Source organism: Photobacterium sp. GB-1, from assembly GCF_003026165.1.
GTDB lineage: Bacteria > Pseudomonadota > Gammaproteobacteria > Enterobacterales > Vibrionaceae > Photobacterium.
Window position 1 is genome coordinate 289,148 of the sequence record NZ_PYOB01000001.1, and the last position, 18,787, is coordinate 307,934.

18 protein-coding genes are annotated in these 18,787 nt (G+C 41.2%); 8 read left to right on the top strand and 10 right to left on the bottom strand.

Annotated elements, in window-relative coordinates; genetic code table 11:
• Nucleotides 1-33: 33 nt before the first annotated feature.
• The 10 genes from ybgE to aspS form a co-directional block, all read right to left on the bottom strand.
• Nucleotides 34-327 (bottom strand): cyd operon protein YbgE, encoded by a 294-nt coding sequence (gene ybgE / locus C9J45_RS01165; RefSeq protein ID WP_107292062.1) that lies wholly within the window; start codon nt 325-327, stop codon nt 34-36.
• A 1-nt stretch (nt 328) separates the two neighbouring features.
• Nucleotides 329-436: a cytochrome bd-I oxidase subunit CydX gene (gene cydX / locus C9J45_RS01170; RefSeq protein WP_005370675.1), complete on the bottom strand. Its 108-nt coding sequence runs from the start codon at nt 434-436 to the stop codon at nt 329-331.
• Between the two features lie 14 nt (nt 437-450).
• A complete protein-coding gene (gene cydB, locus C9J45_RS01175; RefSeq protein WP_107205625.1) occupies nt 451-1,587 on the bottom strand; it encodes a cytochrome d ubiquinol oxidase subunit II in 1,137 nt (378 codons plus the stop codon).
• Nucleotides 1,588-1,604: 17 nt separating this feature from the next.
• Nucleotides 1,605-3,191: a cytochrome ubiquinol oxidase subunit I gene (gene cydA, locus C9J45_RS01180; protein WP_107205624.1), complete on the bottom strand. Its 1,587-nt coding sequence runs from the start codon at nt 3,189-3,191 to the stop codon at nt 1,605-1,607.
• 942 nt (nt 3,192-4,133) lie between these two features.
• Nucleotides 4,134-5,153 carry a Holliday junction branch migration DNA helicase RuvB gene (ruvB, locus tag C9J45_RS01185; RefSeq protein WP_105060588.1) on the bottom strand — a complete coding sequence of 340 codons (1,020 nt, stop codon included), beginning with the start codon at nt 5,151-5,153 and terminating at the stop codon, nt 4,134-4,136.
• 29 nt (nt 5,154-5,182) lie between these two features.
• Entirely contained in the window at nt 5,183-5,806 is a 624-nt protein-coding gene (ruvA, locus tag C9J45_RS01190) for a Holliday junction branch migration protein RuvA (protein WP_107205622.1), read from the bottom strand.
• Between the two features lie 77 nt (nt 5,807-5,883).
• Nucleotides 5,884-7,338, bottom strand: coding sequence for a methyl-accepting chemotaxis protein (locus C9J45_RS01195; protein ID WP_107292063.1), 1,455 nt, complete (start codon nt 7,336-7,338; stop codon nt 5,884-5,886).
• A gap of 120 nt (nt 7,339-7,458) precedes the next feature.
• Nucleotides 7,459-7,980 carry a crossover junction endodeoxyribonuclease RuvC gene (ruvC, locus tag C9J45_RS01200; RefSeq protein ID WP_005370662.1) on the bottom strand — a complete coding sequence of 174 codons (522 nt, stop codon included), beginning with the start codon at nt 7,978-7,980 and terminating at the stop codon, nt 7,459-7,461.
• A gap of 22 nt (nt 7,981-8,002) precedes the next feature.
• Nucleotides 8,003-8,749 (bottom strand): YebC/PmpR family DNA-binding transcriptional regulator, encoded by a 747-nt coding sequence (locus C9J45_RS01205; RefSeq protein ID WP_107245547.1) that lies wholly within the window; start codon nt 8,747-8,749, stop codon nt 8,003-8,005.
• A 204-nt stretch (nt 8,750-8,953) separates the two neighbouring features.
• Nucleotides 8,954-10,744: an aspartate--tRNA ligase gene (gene aspS, locus C9J45_RS01210; protein WP_107245548.1), complete on the bottom strand. Its 1,791-nt coding sequence runs from the start codon at nt 10,742-10,744 to the stop codon at nt 8,954-8,956.
• A gap of 320 nt (nt 10,745-11,064) precedes the next feature.
• On the opposite strand from aspS, the gene C9J45_RS01220 reads away from it, so the two are divergent.
• The 8 genes from C9J45_RS01220 (at nt 11,065) to C9J45_RS01255 (ending at nt 18,771) form a co-directional block, all read left to right on the top strand.
• Entirely contained in the window at nt 11,065-11,976 is a 912-nt protein-coding gene (locus C9J45_RS01220) for a DUF72 domain-containing protein (RefSeq protein WP_107292064.1), read from the top strand.
• Between the two features lie 172 nt (nt 11,977-12,148).
• Nucleotides 12,149-12,877: a carboxy-S-adenosyl-L-methionine synthase CmoA gene (gene cmoA, locus C9J45_RS01225; protein ID WP_107259421.1), complete on the top strand. Its 729-nt coding sequence runs from the start codon at nt 12,149-12,151 to the stop codon at nt 12,875-12,877.
• Nucleotides 12,878-12,892: 15 nt separating this feature from the next.
• Nucleotides 12,893-13,867 (top strand): tRNA 5-methoxyuridine(34)/uridine 5-oxyacetic acid(34) synthase CmoB, encoded by a 975-nt coding sequence (gene cmoB / locus C9J45_RS01230; protein WP_107205617.1) that lies wholly within the window; start codon nt 12,893-12,895, stop codon nt 13,865-13,867.
• Between the two features lie 86 nt (nt 13,868-13,953).
• Entirely contained in the window at nt 13,954-14,763 is an 810-nt protein-coding gene (locus tag C9J45_RS01235) for an ATP-dependent zinc protease (RefSeq protein ID WP_107292065.1), read from the top strand.
• Between the two features lie 14 nt (nt 14,764-14,777).
• Nucleotides 14,778-16,286, top strand: coding sequence for an inactive transglutaminase family protein (locus tag C9J45_RS01240; protein ID WP_107292066.1), 1,509 nt, complete (start codon nt 14,778-14,780; stop codon nt 16,284-16,286).
• 3 nt (nt 16,287-16,289) lie between these two features.
• Nucleotides 16,290-17,264: an alpha-L-glutamate ligase-like protein gene (locus tag C9J45_RS01245; RefSeq protein ID WP_105060595.1), complete on the top strand. Its 975-nt coding sequence runs from the start codon at nt 16,290-16,292 to the stop codon at nt 17,262-17,264.
• A 142-nt stretch (nt 17,265-17,406) separates the two neighbouring features.
• Nucleotides 17,407-17,913, top strand: a complete 507-nt coding sequence (locus C9J45_RS01250) for a VC2046/SO_2500 family protein (RefSeq protein WP_107292067.1) — start codon at nt 17,407-17,409, stop codon at nt 17,911-17,913.
• A 180-nt stretch (nt 17,914-18,093) separates the two neighbouring features.
• Entirely contained in the window at nt 18,094-18,771 is a 678-nt protein-coding gene (locus tag C9J45_RS01255; RefSeq protein ID WP_107290564.1) for an SDR family NAD(P)-dependent oxidoreductase, read from the top strand.
• Nucleotides 18,772-18,787 lie beyond the last annotated feature (16 nt).

An 18,787-nucleotide genomic window follows, 5' to 3' on the forward strand; every position in this document is an offset into this window, starting at 1 on the left:
AAGCCGTTTGATTATTCTACAAATCGCCTTCTATTAAAAAAAGTACAATTTAAGAACATAAATTAATATCGGAAGTGCGATGATTGGCGAGAAAAATAACTGCCAATACCAGCGATGAGGCACAAAACTCATACCAAAAACCATGGCACTGCATGTTGCCCAAATCATCAACGGCGCAATTACAGGACCAAAGCCACCAATTGCATCAGCAAACTGGTGTGGTTCCCACATCACTAACCCTGCAACAGTCACTGCCATTGCAATCGCTAATAATTTTAGTGGCAACATCATCAATGGTGCATGTATTGCTTTTATCGCACGTTCCATATTACTCACTGTCGTTATCCATGTTTTCGGTCGTTTCAAGCCATAACGCATTGACGATACCAAAAGAACAAGCCAGTAGAACACCTAAAATCCAAGCAAAATACCACATTGTTCGTCTACTCCTTAGTACAGTGAAGTTTTGTTGTCTTCGATATATTTAGTATCTAGACGACCAAACATTTTGTAGTAACACCATGAGGTGTAAGCCAAGATCACTGGAACCATAATAAAGGCAACTACAGTCATGATCTTCAATGTTAACTCAGAGGATGTTGCATCCCAAATAGTCAAGCTGATGTGTGGATCTAGGCTTGAAGGCATAATGAATGGGAATGTTGCAAAACCAAACGTTAATACCACACCTACCATAGTTAGGCTTGAGAATAAGAAAGCAAAACCTGCACGGTTAGCACGTGAACACAGCGCTGTCAGTAACGGCATCACTACCGCAAGGATTGGTGCAATCCATAGTGCTGGGTAGTTCGCATAGTTAATGAACAATGCACCTGTCTGACGCATTACTTCTTTCGTTGTTGGATCTGAAGGTGCATTTTTAATGATTTCAGATGTAATTACGTAACCATTGATGCTTTGAGATACAAAACCTGCAATAACAAACACAACAGCCATTAGGATTGCAGAGCCTGCAGCAACCTTACGAGAACGCTCATGAATAGCATCTGTTGTTTTCATTTGTAGGAATGTTGCACCTTGAGTCACGATCATCAGTAAGCTCACCACACCACACAATAGTGCGAATGGATTTAGCAGACCGAAGAATGAACCCTTGTAGGTTGGGATCATGAACTCATTCAGTTCAAATGGTACACCCTGCATTAAGTTACCGAATGCCACACCGAAGATCACTGGTGGTACAAAACTACCGACGAAGATAGCTTTATCCCAAAGGCTACGCCATTTTGGATCTGTCAGCTTTGAACGGTAATCGAAACCAAGAGGACGAAGCCAAAGTGCAGCTAACGTCAGAATCATTGCAACGTAAAAACCAGAGAATACTGTTGCGTAAACTAGCGGCCATGCTGCAAACAATGCACCACCAGCGGTGATCAACCATACTTGGTTACCATCCCAGTGAGGTGCAATTGAGTTGATCATTACACGGCGTTCGTTATCCGTTTTACCAATGATATGAGATAGGATACCTACCCCCATATCGAAACCATCCGTGATTGCAAAACCGATGCATAGCACACCAATTAGTAACCACCAAATTAGTCGCAAGCTTTCATAATCAAACATTATTTGTTTCTCCCTGCTTACGCTTCAACCTGACGTGAAACCACATCTTGTTTTGTGTCATTTTGTTCGAAATGGTAGCGACCTGTTTTCAAGCTACTTGGACCAAGACGAGCGAATTTAACCATTAGGTAAACTTCAGCAACTAAGAATGCTGTGTATAGCGCTAGAATTGCCGCTAACGAGAACCATAGTTGTGACGGTTCAAGGTTAGATGCTGCCATATGAACCGGTAAAATTTCACCTACTGCCCATGGTTGACGGCCGTATTCTGCAACGAACCAACCTGCTTCAATCGCAATCCAAGGTAGTGGAATACCAAATAGTGCAGCTTTAAGAACAAGCTTGTTACCAGTGATCTTATGACGACAAGACTGGATAAATGCAGCACCAATAATGGCGAACATTAAGAAACCAGCACCCACCATGATACGGAAGCTAAAGAATAGCGGCCATACTTGAGGGATTGAGTCATCTACTGCTTTTTGAATTTGTTCAGGTGTCGCATCAACAACTTTGTCGGTGTAAGGCTTAAGTAGTAAACCGTAACCTAAGTCTTTCTTCACTTCGTCGAAAGCTGCAATATTTTCAGGTGTCTTATCACCCGCACGTAATTTCTCTAGAAGGCCGTATGCAACCATACCGTTACGAATACGTACTTCGTGCTCTTTCTTAAGATCACGGATACCCGTTACTTGTGTATCAAAAGAACGTGTTGCAATGATACCCATTAGGTACGGGATCTTAATTGCATAATCGGTTTCCATGGTTTCTTGATTAGGGAAACCAAACACAGTAAATGCCGCAGGTGCTGGCTCTGTGTGCCATTCCGCTTCAATTGCTGCTAATTTAGTTTTCTGAACGTCGCCTAGCTCGTAACCTGACTCATCACCAAGGATCATTACAGAAACGATAGATGCCATACCGAACGCTGCTGCGATTGCAAATGAACGACGCGCAAACGCAATATCACGACCTTTCAGCATGTAGTATGCACTAACACCTAGAATGAACATTGCACCACATACGTAGCCAGATGCTACAGTGTGAACAAACTTCACCTGTGCTACTGGGTTAAGTACTACGTCTGCAAAGCTCACCATTTCCATACGCATTGTTTCAAAGTTGAAATCAGCGCCGACTGGATTTTGCATCCAACCGTTAGCAATAAGAATCCATAGTGCGGAGAAGTTTGAACCAAGAGCGACTAGCCAAGTGACAGCAAGGTGCTGGCGCTTAGATAGGCGATCCCAACCAAAGAAGAACATGCCGACTAGCGTTGATTCTAAGAAGAATGCCATTAGTGCTTCGATTGCCAATGGCGCACCGAAGATATCACCAACGTAGTGAGAGTAGTATGCCCAGTTTGTACCAAACTGGAACTCCATAGATAGGCCGGTAGCCACACCAAGAGCAAAGTTAATCGCGAAAAGCTTACCCCAGAACTTAGTCATGTCCTTGTAGATTTGCTTTCCGGTCATTACATAAACTGACTCCATAATGGCTAGTAAAAAAGCCATACCTAGAGTCAATGGAACGAACAAAAAGTGATACATCGCTGTTAGAGCGAACTGTAACCGCGATAGTTCGACGACATCAGTTAACATTGATAACTCCTTTATTCACCAGCTGACTGGTGACAGTACTAATATGTACCGATTATTGGGTTTAGCTTTGTATAGAGAACTTATTGCAATTTTGCCGACCTTCCTGATCACTTGCTTATAGTTGCAAGCATCCATGTTGTGTTGCAATATTGTTTAAATAAATTTAAATATACGTAATTCTATAGCTAATTTAGTCGTCGGTAATATTACAGATATTAAATGCAATCTTCAAAGAGTTTATTACGCGTTTTGCTTTGACAAATATCAAGAAAAAATGAGCTTGATAGCCTGTACGCAGATATTTTTGATTTAGATCAATTTACAGAATATTTTGATAGGAAGAATGAATTTGGAATGAGTAAACAATGAATTATATTTGATCGTATTCTGAAATAATATTCCTTTTCCTATTCTTATTTAATCATGATAGTTAAATGAAGTGAATCATTTTTTGCTTTACTTTTGTTATAACTTAATAAAATTTATGAATAATCTAGAAAGATCATCAAACCATCTTCTAGACTGTCATTCGTTGTCTTGTAAGGTATCGTAAACACCACTCAAATATCTAAACTTACGAATGTATAGATATCTAAATTAAACATAACGTTTTTTATTTTTTACTAAATATCAGCCCGTTAATGCATGAAATTAAACCATCGATACAATAAAAATAAAACGTTCTGCTTTTGTGATATTGTCTTGTTTTATATTTCTCATTAGCTTTCACCTAATAAAAATGAAAACCATAATCATATTTTTGATAATAAAAAACAGATAAATATTACTTGAATCATGAGTAAATAGTAAAATTGATATTTAAATAACTAACGTGATAAATAAACATCAAATCAAAATAACAATAAATTCACAATATAATAAAATTATTAAACAACAAAGCGTGACTTTAATCGCCACGCTTAATTTTTCTGATTTTTTATTTTACTTCGTATTTTCAGGAAGATCTAAACCAAAATGGAGATATGCACGATGTGTCGCAATTCGTCCTCTTGGTGTCCGTTGTAAATAACCTTGCTGAATCAAATACGGTTCAAGTACATCTTCAATTGTATCTTTCTCTTCACCAATAGCTGCTGCTAAGTTATCTAAACCGACAGGGCCACCCATAAATTTTTCAATAATAGCTAATAGAAGTTTACGGTCCATATAATCAAAACCGCTGCTATCAACATCGAGCATGTCTAATGCTTTATTAGCGATATCAGGACAAATATGTCCGTTACCTTTTACTTCAGCGTAATCTCGCACACGCCGTAACAAACGATTAGCGATACGTGGCGTGCCACGAGCACGCATGGCCATTTCCATCGCGCCGCCTTCTTCCATTGATAGTCCTAAACATTTAGCACTTCGGCCTACAATGTCTTTGAGATCTTCTACTTTGTAATACTCAAGGCGTTGTGTAATACCAAAACGATCACGTAGAGGTGACGTTAATGAGCCCGCTCGTGTCGTTGCACCTATTAAAGTAAAGGGTGGCAAATCAATTTTAATTGAGCGTGCGGCTGGGCCTTCACCTATCATAATATCTAATTGGTAATCTTCCATTGCAGGATAAAGTACTTCTTCAACCTGAGGACTTAGACGATGTATTTCATCAATAAACAACACATCGTTTTCTTCAAGGTTTGTAAGTAGCGCAGCCAAATCACCGGCTTTTTCAAGTACAGGGCCTGAGGTTGTACGAATACTTACCCCCATTTCATTCGCTACTATATTTGCAAGCGTTGTTTTACCCAATCCTGGAGGACCAAAGATCAATAAATGATCTAAGGCTTCATCACGCATCTTTGCCGCTTTAATAAATATTTCCATTTGATCACGAACATGATCCTGTCCTTGATAATCATCAAGTAATTTAGGTCGTATTGCGCGATCAATTATATCGTCTTCACGGGTTGTTTCGAAATTACCAGAAACCAGTCGATCAGCTTCAATCATATTTTAATGCCTATACCCAACTTACAGGGTTATACCATTGAGCGGAGTGCATCACGAATAATCGCTTCACTACTCATCTCTGGTTGTGTGACTTGAGAAACCACTTTCGCGGCAATTTGTGGTTTATAACCCAGTGCAACCAATGCACTCACCGCTTCATCTTCAGCGCGAGCTTGATTCGATGGATCTTGGATCGGAGCATTGGATGCCGCTGTATCAAGTGCTGGCGTAAATAAGTCACCTTCACCCCACCCTTTTAAGCGATCTTTCATTTCAACAACTAAACGTTCTGCTGTTTTCTTGCCGACTCCGGGGATTTTAACTAGCGTAGTCACATCTTCTAATTCAACGCTACGAACAAATTGACTTGCAGTCATAGCTGATAAAATTGCTAAGCCTAATTTAGGCCCAACACCGTTCGCTTTAATTACTTCACGGAATAACTCACGTTCATTTTTATTATTAAAGCCATACAGTAGTTGCGCATCTTCTCGTACCACAAAGTGAGTAAAGATAATGGCTTCTTGGCCGATCTGTGGTAACTCATAAAAACAGCTCATTGGCATCTGCACTTCATAACCAATCCCACCAACTTCAAGTAATACTTCAGGTGGCTGCTTTTCAATTACAATTCCGCGTAGTCGACCAATCAAAACATCATCTCTATAGTGAATTTAAACTGGCACTAGAATAGTAAAGAACTGGATAGACATCCAGTTCTTTATCGATTTTACGAAGAGTGAGAAACAACTTGATCAAGTTGTTGTGTTAAATGACGAACAGCAACCACTTGCTGATTTAATTCTGTACCATGTTGTGCAACTATTGCAGCCACACTTTGTGTATTTACCACACTATTAGCAACTTCACTGCTCGCTTCATCCAGCTCTTTTAATGCGGTTGATTGAGCTGCCATCAAACCCGATAACCCTTGTACATCTTGCGAAATCGTTGTGACTTGCTGAATGATATTATTCATCCGTTCAGTACTGGCGTTAATCACACCTTGACCGTGCCGTACTTCCTGCTCACTACGATCCAATAGATGGCGGATCTCAACGGCAGATTGACTACTTTTCGCCGAAAGCTCCCGTACTTGATCTGCTACAACCGCAAATCCCCTTCCCTGATCTCCAGCACGAGCCGCTTCTATCGAAGCATTTAGCGCAAGCAAATTGGTTTGTTCAGCAACAGAGGTGATTAAGTCCGCCACTTTCATAATCTCATCATGACTATTAATAATTTGGCTGATCGCTTGCGTTGAATCTTCTAAGTGCGCCGAACTTTTTTGCGCCAGCTCATAAACCACGTCGCTTTTTTCACGTAATTCCTCAACAAACTGACTTGAGCTCTCAACTCCAAGGACCATTTGGTGTACTTGATGGCTCATTTGTTCAGCAGCGCTGGCTTGTGATTCACTATTAATATTCAGTTCATTGACTTGGCTATCTAGCTGAGACGATTGATTCGCTAAGCTATAAGATACTTGCTTTAATTGTTCAGAATTATTATTCGCTTGAAGTAATACATCAGATAGACGTAATTCTCCTTCAGTTGCTTTACTGGCCTCTGATTCACTTTTTAGCTTAGCTTTCTCGGCACGATTAATTGCTATATCACGTTGTTTCGCCGTAAAAGCTAATGCAATACCAATGACAATCAATGGCAATACGGTTCCAGACCAAACCTCAATTTGCTGTGCTGTATGAGATAAAGAAAGCTGTGGAAATGAAACACCCTGCATATGTTGGTATGTTATGTAAGCCGAAACACAAATGATCAAGCTACTCCAAAGAATAGCCATCGCGCGCGTTGCCGAGAGGAAGAAAGAGACAACTAACAAAGGCACCCAATAAGTCTGCGTTGAATCAACCACACCACCACTTTGATAAATAATATTCAGCGCGTGGATTGCCATACCAATAAAACCTAAATTTAAAGATATTAAAGGCTGCTGAAGCCAACGCAGGCTCGAAATAGCAAGGAGTTCTAATACAATCAATATGACAGAAGTAAAAACAAGATTATCATGACCATGGTTTGACCATTTAATCAAACTATAGATACCAACGAGAAAAGCGATAAAAGTAAATAAGGAAAGGATATCGGCTTGGCGTTGTTGTGCTGTTGTCCATTGAGGTTGGCGCGGCATAAATATACTGCGCCATAAAGTGGCAGGGTTCATGATCACTTCCTTGCTTATTATCGTTAGACCTCTGACCACTATAGATTGTTAACATTTCTATAACAAATATCTTAATAAATATATGCCTTAAGTGTCTCATCTTTAATAATAGTAAGCTTATTAACGATAACGCCCCTTTCGTGCTCCCGTCGCTTTCCCTGCCATTGCCACTAAGGTTTTATAGGTATGCGCGTGACAAATCGCAACAGCTAAAGCATCAGCAGCATCAGCTTGAGGCTTACCTGCTAGCTTTAATACGGAACAAACCATATGTTGTACTTGCGCTTTATCTGCCCCACCGTTTCCGACTACCGCCTGTTTGATCAATCGCGCGGCATATTCACTGACTGGCAAATCTGCATTTACCGCTGCAACAATTGCACTGCCTCGCGCCTGACCTAATTTAATCGCAGAGCTGGCATTTTTGCCCATGAACACTTCTTCAATGGCAAAAAAATCAGGCTGAAATTGCGTGATCACTTCAGACACGCCTGCATAGATTTGCTTTAATCGTCCAGGAATACCAGGCTCTGAGGTGCGAATACAGCCGCTTCCTAAATACTCTAAATTACGTCCAACCTGACGAATTACCCCGTACCCCGTAATACGAGAGCCGGGGTCTATACCTAAAATTATCGACATTTTTCACTACTATTAGTAGCAATTATTCAAGCGTAGCTGCTACTTCATCTGACATGTCACCGTTATGGTAGACTTCTTGAATGTCATCCAAATCTTCTAATGCATCAATTAAGCGTAATAGTTTAGGTGCTGTTGTTGCATCTAACTCAGCCTTCGTTGATGGCACTAAGGTTACTTCTGCATTTTCTGCTGTAAAACCTGCGGCATCTAATGCATCTTTCACGCTACCGAAATCGGCAGGTGTCGTGTAAACATCGATTGAACCATCGTCATTAGTTTCAATATCGTCAGCGCCAGACTCTAACGCGACTTCCATAACAGCATCTTCATCTAACCCCGCCGCATAAGAAATCACGCCTTTTTTATCAAAAAGGTAACCTACGCTGCCATCCGTGCCAAGATTCCCCCCCGCTTTAGAGAAAGCATGACGTACGCCAGATACTGTTCGATTACGGTTATCCGTTAAACACTCAACCATTACCGCTGTACCCGCAGGACCGTAACCTTCATAAATGACAGTTTCTACGCCTTCGTCACCTTCACCACCAGCACCACGTGTTACTGCACGGTTGATAGTATCTCGAGTCATGTTATTTGATAGTGCTTTATCAATGGCAGCACGTAATCGAGGATTATTCTCAGGCTCACTGCCACCTTCTTTAGCGGCTACAGTAATCTCACGAATTAACTTAGTAAAAATTTTACCGCGTTTAGCATCTTGAGCTGCTTTACGATGTTTTATATTGGCAAATTTACTGTGTCCAGCCATGTTATCTCCAATCCGGCAATGTTAATTTTTTTGCTTGCATGAAAACATAAACCAAATAAGAGGTTAAAGCGAACAAAACACTTTTACCAAATAAGATGGACAGCAGAAAGGAATCAACAAAAGACAAAAAAGCCGATGTCTTATAGGCGTTCACTAAAAAGTGGCAAATAAGTCATCGGCTTTTATTACAGCAAATTAATCAGATCACTCTGCGTCTTTTGCTTCTTCGTCTTTCTTAGCAATTTTAACGGCAATAGATAATTCTTCTAGTGCTGCTGGGTTTGCTAGGCTTGGCGCGTCAGTTAATAGACATGCTGCTGCCGTTGTTTTAGGGAACGCGATAACATCACGGATATTATCTGTACCACAAAGAAGCATTACAAGACGGTCAAGACCAAACGCAAGACCTGCGTGTGGTGGCGTACCGAATTTCAGAGCGTCAAGTAGGAAACCAAACTTCAAACGTTGCTCATCAGCAGAGATACCTAAGATATCAAATACTGTTGATTGCATAGCAGAGTTATGGATACGTACTGAACCACCGCCCACTTCATAACCATTGATTACCATATCGTACGCATTTGATAGCGCTGCTGCAGGGTTAGCCGCTAGCTCTTCTGGTGTTAGGTTTAATGGTGATGTGAATGGGTGGTGCATTGCAGATAGTGAACCATCTTCGTTCTCTTCGAACATTGGGAAATCAACAACCCAAAGTGGTTTCCATGCTGACTTGTCTGTTAGACCTAGATCTTCACCTAGTTTCAGACGAAGTGCGCCCATCGCTTCTGTTACAACACGTTTGCTGTCTGCACCGAATAGAATGATGTCGCCAGATTCTGCTTGAGTGCGCTCAAGAAGATTAGCAACCACTTCTTCGTTAAGGAACTTAGCAACAGGAGATTGAACACCTTCAAAACCTGCAGCGCGATCGTTAACTTTCATCCATGCTAGGCCTTTCGCGCCATAGATACCCACGAACTTAGTGTATTCGTCGATTTGCTTACGGCTTAGCTCAGCACCACCTGGTACACGGATAACCGCTACACGACCTTTTTCGTCGTTAGCTGGGCCTGAGAATACTTTGAAATCAACATCTTTAACGATGTCTGCAACATCAACTAGCTCAAGTGGGTTACGTAGATCTGGCTTATCAGAACCGAAACGACGCGCGGCTTCTTCGAAAGACATGATTGGGAATGTGCCTAGGTCTACGTTTAGTAGCTCTTTCCACATTTCAGTGATCATCTTTTCAGTTACAGCACGCACTTCTTCAGCTGTCATGAAAGATGTTTCGATATCGATCTGAGTAAATTCAGGTTGACGGTCAGCACGTAAGTCTTCATCACGGAAACACTTAACGATTTGGTAGTAACGATCAAAACCAGACATCATTAGCAGCTGCTTAAATAGCTGTGGTGATTGTGGTAATGCGTAGAAGTTACCTTTGTGAACACGACTTGGTACTAAGTAATCACGCGCGCCTTCTGGCGTTGCTTTTGTTAGTACTGGTGTTTCAATATCAAGGAATGCATTGTCATCTAAGAAACGACGAACGAAGCTTGATGCTTTTGCACGTAGCTTAATACGATCGCTCATTTCTGGGCGACGAAGATCTAAGTAACGGTACTTTAGACGCTGCTCTTCAGAGTTCTTTTGGTTGAAATCAAGCGGTAACGCGTCAGAACGGTTAATGATTTCAAGGCCAGTTGCATAAACCTCAACTTCACCTGTTGCCATGTCTTTATTACATTGGCTTTCAGGACGCTCACGCACTTCACCCGTTAGACGAATACAAAACTCGTTACGTAATTGGTTTGCTAGTGTGAAGATCTCAGTCATATCAGGATCAATAACAACCTGAACCACACCTTCGCGATCACGCATATCAATAAAGATAAGGCCGCCTAAATCACGACGACGGTTTACCCAGCCGCATAAATCGACTGTTTGTCCTGCAAGGGACTTGTTCAGGTGTCCACAATAATGGGTGCGCATAAGAAATTCCCAATCTATATACTTTACATTCCTGCGTTTAGTGTCGATAACGCTAAACGTCAGGCGAATTCAATCCCGACCGCTTGCTGTCTAATTTATCGTCTAAATTGGATAGCAAGAAGGCCAAGAGGCAAAAATAACGAGGCATTATACCCAAACAGCCTCAATAAGCGAAGTGATCCGACGGTAATTCATCACCAATTCGTTATGACGACTTTAAAGTCTTATTATGACCAAATATCTACGGCGATTTAGACTTTTACAAACAAAATCACGTAAGATAAACCATCACTCTCAACTTAATAAACCCAAGTCTTATTATGTCTTCACCTTCTGATTTATCTTTACCGTTATATCTTGGGTTATCTCAATGGTCACACAATCATTGGCAGCAAAGCATATACGGTAAAGGCTGTAAAAATGGTGACCGTTTAGCTCGCTATGCAGAGGTATTTCATACTGTCGAGGGAAATACCACCTTTTACGCTATTCCGAGCATGACGACGGTAAAAAATTGGAACGGTGCGACACCTGACAGTGGATTTAAATTTACCTTTAAAATTCCCCAAACCATCACACATCAGCAGCAGCTTCGTCATAGTAATCAAAGCTTGGTGGATTTTCTCAATACCATGTCGCCGGTTGAGGAAAAAACGGGCGTATGGATGATTCAGCTACCTGCGAGGTTTAGTCCTCACGATTTACCCTTACTCGATGCCTTTTTAGATCAGTTTCCACGCCACTTTACTACCGGTGTCGAAGTTCGCCATCCTGCGTTCTTTGCCAAAGGCGAAGAGGAAAAAGCACTTAATCGAATGCTGTTAGAAAAAGGCAGTAACCGCATTATTATGGATAGCCGTCCTGTATTTTCAGCCATAGCGAATACAGAAGCGGTGATTGATGCACAAAAGAAGAAACCTCGCGTGCCAGTTCATGCAATCGCAACCGCTGATAACCCTGTGATCCGCTTTATTGGTCATCCTGATGATGCGTGTAACGATCCTTTTTTTAAAAACTGGCTACAACGACTGCCTTTATGGATCAAAGAAGGTAAAACGCCCTATCTCTTTATTCATACCCCAGACAATAATGCTGCGCCTGAATCAGCCCGTCGGCTTTATAATGTGTTACGCGATAACCTTATCAGCGAAAACCACACTCTTTCGCCACTCCCCGAACTTGCTATGCCCAGTGCTGCTGAAATAAGTACGCCACAAATCTCTTTGCTATAAACGCAAATAATCAATCAAAGAACAAATCAGAAATCATTAAAGACAAATGCTGCTATTTTCTCTACAATACGCGACCTTTCAAAGGTGATGGATCGCCTGAGTATCATCAAGGTTTGATGCTCAATACGTACAATGGATCCCTGTTCTTTATATATTATGAGGTTCGTGAGAAATGGCAGGCCACGACAATATTTTTGCTGCGCCAATTGAAAAACTCGGTGATTTTACGTTCGATGAGCGTGTTGCTGAAGTCTTCCCTGATATGATCCAACGCTCTGTGCCGGGTTACAGTAATATCATCTCAGCAATTGGCATGTTAGCTGAGCGCTTTGCCAAGCCTCATTCTAAAATCTTTGATCTTGGTTGTTCTTTAGGAGCAGCTACTCTTTCTATGCGTCGCCATATTCAGCAAGAAGGTTGCGAAATTTTAGCAATTGATAATTCTGCTGCTATGGTTGAACGATGCCGATTATTAGTGGACGCATATCGCTCTGACACACCAGTGCAAGTCATTGAAGCTGATATCCGTGATGTTGATATTCATGACGCTTCAGTTGTGGTGTTAAATTTCACTCTCCAATTCCTTGTACCTGAAGATCGCCAAGCATTATTAGAAAAAATCTATGCTGGCTTACGCCCTGGCGGTATTTTAATTTTGTCGGAGAAATATATTTTCGATGACGAACGTGCCAATGAATTATTGATTGATTTACACCACGATTTTAAACGAGCAAATGGTTATAGCGAGCTAGAGATCAGCCAAAAACGGAGCGCAATAGAAAATGTGATGCGCCCTGACAGTATTGAAACCCACAAAACACGTTTCAAGAAAATAGGCTTTTCTAGTTCTGAAGTATGGTTCCAGTGCTTCAATTTCGGCTCAATGTTTGCGATTAAATAAGGTTTTTTGTTCCATATGTTTAGTTTTTCTGATTTTTATCAGCTTCTTGCCCAGCATGAAACATTACGTCCATGGCTAAATACTCTACCTAAACAATTAAGTGATTGGGAAAATAGAGAGCACGGGGATATGGCTCGTTGGGTTCGCGCATTGCAAAAGTTCCCAACCGATAAACCCGATATTATTGATTTAAAAAATGAAGTCAGTGTTCGTAATGAAGTTCCGATTGCCGATGGTGAGAAAAAACGTTTAGAAAGTCTATTACGTTTGCTTCACCCTTGGCGTAAAGGCCCATTCACCATGCATGATATTCATATCGATACCGAATGGCGCTCAGATTGGAAATGGGATCGTGTACTGCCTCACATTACACCACTAAAAGGCCGTAGCGTATTAGATGTAGGCTGTGGTAATGGCTATCATATGTGGCGCATGCTGGGTGAAGGTGCAAAGCTTACCGTCGGTATCGACCCATCAAGCTTATTTTTAATTCAATTTGAAGCCATTAAGCGATTAATGGGCAACGATGATCGCGCATTCTTATTACCATTAGGTATTGAAGATCTGCCCGAATTAAAAGCATTTGATACGGTATTTAGTATGGGAGTCCTGTACCACCGTCGTTCACCGCTCGATCACATTATTCAGTTAAAGAATCAACTGCGTAAAGGCGGTGAAGTCATTCTAGAAACATTGGTGATTGATGGTGATGAAAATGCGGTATTGGTTCCAACTCACCGCTACGCCCAAATGCACAATGTTTATTTCTTCCCATCAGCAAAAGCATTAAAAGTGTGGATGGAAAAATGTGGCTTTGTTGATGTCCGTATTGTTGATGAGAATATAACAACAACAGATGAGCAAAGAACGACAGATTGGATGACGAATAATTCCCTTCCGGAATACTTAGATTCAAAAAATCCGTCAAAAACTATCGAAGGATATCCAGCACCAAAACGTGCGGTTTTAATAGCCCGCAATCCTGACTAGTAACTGACACTGGGATGCTGTTCGCATCCCTTTTTGTAAGGTAAACTACGGTCGACATTAGAAAATAGACGCACATAGGAGATATGATGCTTCGCTTCAGCGTACCATTAATCACAATTGCAATACTGACAGGGTGTTCAACCACGCAGCCTCAAGATCATCAAGAAACCTTGGCAGCGATCAGCAACGTAGAACAGAATATTAATTCTCAATTCGATACTGTTTCTACCCGAATGGATTCACAACAGCAATATATTACCGAGCTAGAAAGTAAATTAGCGTCTATCTCTAAAGATCTAAAGTTTATTAAGCAAAAAAGCCTAGAAAAGCCTAAAGTTATTGTTGAAAAACAAATTGTTCGAGTGCCTGTTGAGCCTAAAATTGAAGCGAACCCAACCCAAGCCAATGGTAAAGCTATCCTTGGTCAGGAAGAGTGGGTTTGGATTGATTCAGTTAAATCATTCTTTAAAGCACGTGTCGATACAGGTGCAACCACCTCATCTTTAAATGCTGTTGATGTACAAACTTTTGAACGAGATGGTAAAGAATGGGTACGTTTTAACCTGAGCCATGATTCAGCAGAAGATACTCCAGCAGAAAAAGCACAAAACGATAAAGCAAAACCTGAAACTATCGAAGCACCCATTCTGCGCTGGGTTCGTATCCGCCAGTCAACGTCAGAAGAAGCAGTGCGTCGCCCTGTCATTGAAGCTTGGATCACGCTTGGTAATTTACATGAAAAAGCGCAATTCACGCTTGCAGATCGAACGAAGATGGATTTCCCTGTCTTATTAGGTCGTGAGTTCTTTAAAGACATTGCACTGGTTGATGTGGGTAAAGAATTTGTTCAAGGAAAAACTGAGCCAAAACCAGAGCCAGTTAGTGCTAATAAATAAATGATGAGGATGTCATGACGTCTAGAGTACCCTTTTATATCCTTATTTCGCTGCTTATTATTGCAGGTTTAGGACTGAGCATGTATCGCCATGATGTCTACGGTGTGCCGTGGACACCAGGCGAAGAGCGTGCAGTATGGGAAGTTGAAGCACGTGTTCAATTCGATGCTGTTGGTGATCCTGTACAAGTTAAAATGGCCACGCCTGAAACACAGGAAGGCTTTACCTTAATTGATGAAAGTACGTCGTCACCTCCTGGCTACTCTGTACTTATCCATAATACGAAAGAAGGTCACCAAGCTGACTGGGCTACGCGTACCGCTATGGGTAAGCAAGTGCTTTACTACAAAACTCAGCTTCTTGTTGATGATCAAGCGCAGTACAAAGAGATCCCACCTAAAGGTGAACCTGCAGCGGTTAGTTTAAGTAACCCACAACAAACAGCAGCAACAGCACTGTTAACACAGGCGCGTAATTTATCTGCGAACAACACCACGTTTGCCCGTGAGCTTATTCGCCAATTACAAGATAAACAAAACCAAAACGCATCTGTGTTACTTGATTCTATGAGTCCGCAAGAAGCCATTACGAATTTACTTTCACTTGAAGGTATCCATTCGCGTATTGTTAGCGGTTTAAAACTTGAAGATGGTCGTCGTCGCCAAACAGTGATGCCGATGGTTGAAGTGTGGGATAACAATAGTTGGAAGCTCTTTAATCTGACTACTGGCGAAGAAGGCAAACCTTCGGATGTAATGATTTGGAACCAACAAGGCAGTGCGATGCTAGATGTTGTTGGTGGTCGAAATTCTAATATTAGTTTTTCTATCATTGCTCAAGACATCACACCACAGCGTGCTACGCAAGAGAAGATTAAAGCCGAAGACTTATTAAACTTCTCAATCCACTCATTACCACTCGAAGAACAAGCAATGTTTAAAACCATTATGCTTGTTCCTATTGGTGCCCTGATTGTGGTATTCCTTCGCGTGATTATTGGCTTGAAAACCTCTGGTACTTTCATGCCAGTGTTAATCGCGGTTGCGTTTGTCCAAACACAATTATTAACGGGTATTGTTGGTTTCTTATTGATTGTTGGTACAGGTTTAATTATTCGAAGTTATTTATCGAAATTGAACTTGCTCTTAGTCTCACGAATATCCGCGGTAATTATTACCGTAATATTGATCATTTCAATATTCACGGTTGTTGCCTTTAAGATTGGTCTTATTGAAGGTCTAACAATTACCTTCTTCCCAATGATCATCTTGTCATGGACTATCGAACGTATGTCGATTCTATGGGAAGAAGAAGGGGCGAAAGAAGTCTTCGTACAAGGTGGTGGTTCACTACTCACTGCGATCCTTGTGTACCTTGCAATGACGAACCCTATGATCCGTCACCTAACATTTAACTTCATTGGTGTGCAGTTCATCATTCTAGCTGCCATCCTAATGCTAGGTAACTACACAGGTTATCGTTTAAGTGAACTTCGTCGTTTTAAGCCGCTAACTGAGGATTAATCGATGAATTTACTTGCACGTTTTACTTCACCAAACAAGCTGAAAGAACGTGGCATCATGGGGATGAACAAGCGTAATCATAGCTACATTGGTCGCTATAATGATCGCAGCCTTTATCCTCTTGTTGATGATAAATTAAAAACAAAATTTATCGCCCAACAAGCCGGTGCAACCGTTCCTGATTTGATCGGTGTTATCGATAGCCAAGGCTCAGTAAAAAAAATCCACGATATGGTAAAAGATTGGCCTGGATTTGTGATTAAGCCCGCACAAGGCTCGGGCGGTAAAGGCATTTTAGTTATTGTTAAGCACAAAGACGGTATTTATGTAAAACCGTCTGGTGCAGAAATCAATAAACAAGATGTTGAACGTCATATTACCAATACCCTCGCGGGACTATTCTCGTTGGGTGGTAAAAATGATGTCGCCATGGTCGAAAACTTGATCCAATTTGATAATGTTTTTGATGGCTTTAGTTTTGAAGGTGTACCTGATGTTCGTGTCATCGTATTTAAAGGCTATCCTGTGATGGCGATGATGCGTTGTTCGACCTCTGCGTCCGATGGCAAAGCAAACTTGCACCAAGGTGCTGTCGGTGTCGGGATTGATATCGCGTCAGGTAAAGCGGTACGAGCAGTTCAATTTAATCAGCCAATTGAACACCACCCAGATACTGATCGTTTACTCAGCGAGCTTCAAGTACCTAATTGGAACAAGCTACTAACGCTTGCTGCGAGTGCTTGGGAAATGACAGGCTTAGGCTACATGGGTACAGATATGGTGTTAGACAAAGTGAAAGGCCCTATGGTGCTAGAGCTCAATGCTCGACCAGGATTGGCCATTCAAATTGCAAATGGTTGTGGTTTACTCCCTCGCCTTCGCCATATTGAAAATATCGGTACTTCTGCACATACGCCAACACCTGAAGAGCGTGTCGCTTATGCTGCTCACCAGTTCGGTGTCAAACCTAAGTTTTAATCTTCTCGGTTAATACCTTTTGAAAGCCCTGTCGTGTTATCACGACAGGGCTTTTTTATTTTTATTAATAATATAAAAAATTAAAGCTCTTGGCATTGATGTCGATATAAAGACTATCACTATGATTAAGGCTTACTTTTCCATGCAACACATTTCTTTAGATAATATGCTGATCAATGAGATCCAGCTCGGTACAGGACTCAACCAAGCGGTTGAATCTGGTCGTCGTGCTGATTTCTCATTAATGCTTGCATTGCTATCTTCTGAATTAATGGAAAACACACCGCAAGATAACGAGCCTGAGCAGATTCAAACAGAGCAACAACTACGTGCTTATTTTGAGCTACCTTTTCCTCAACCGCTGACCACATCAAAACATTGTTACCAACGCTCTGCGGATCAGGCAAAAGCTTTCCATGAATCAGGTATTGCGAGTACCCGTTTACTACACGGCCTGCAACCCACAGCGTTAACGTTCCCAGCAGAGAACACTAAAGGATTACCTGAAGATATCTTTCACAACCTTTCAGTACACGAACGTCGCAAGCTTCCACCAGAAGAGCCTCGTCCTATCTCGGCATCACCAAAAACCTTATATGCTTCGCTTATTCATGCAAAGCGAACTTCTGAGCTTTATCACGCCGCTTAATATTCATATAACTATCTGCCAACCCAGCAATGATACCCAATAGGTATCTTTGTGAGCGCAATCAAACATTGTCACATCCAATTATTCTATTGTGAAAGCGCTAACTAATATGGTTCTTAACTACTTTTGGTCTGATCAGTTAATGCCATATTAACATGATAATTTTGGGATGATACTACTATGCTTATTGATCAATCTGTAATAGTCATCACTGCTGCAGGTACTCTCATCGGTAAAGCCATAGCTCTTCATTTTGCATCATTAGGGGCAAAACTTGCGCTCGTTGATAATGACATCCAAAATTTAGAGGCAACACAGGATGCTTGTTCTCAATTCTCTCGTCATATCAACATCTTTCATTTAAAAAACACCCAACCGCATTCAATTAAACAAGTCTTTACCAATATTCAGCGCCAACTAGGTACATTTAATGTCTTACTCAATACATGGCCAAAATGTACGAATACACCAAGTATTCTTGAGCCCAATGCAATTAATAAATTCAATGATGTAATGTGTAACAACGCAACCACTTTTTTTAGCGTTGGACAAATAGCAGCAACAATGATGCAAGACAACAAACAACCTGCTGTTATTATTAATTTAGCCTTACAACCATCTCACCATCACGCTCACCTTTCCGATACTAGTAAATCAGTAATACAAGGCTTAACTTTTGGCTGGTCTAAAGAATTATCTTCTTTGAATATCCGAGTGGGTGCCATTATTCCAATTACTTCAGATAATCAGACAATGCTCCATACACGATTACAAGTAGAAATAGTCAGTTGCACGGAATACATTATTACTAATGATTCCTTCAATGGCAGGATACTTGAAGCAGAGTGTTTGATATAACCATCTATAAGATATA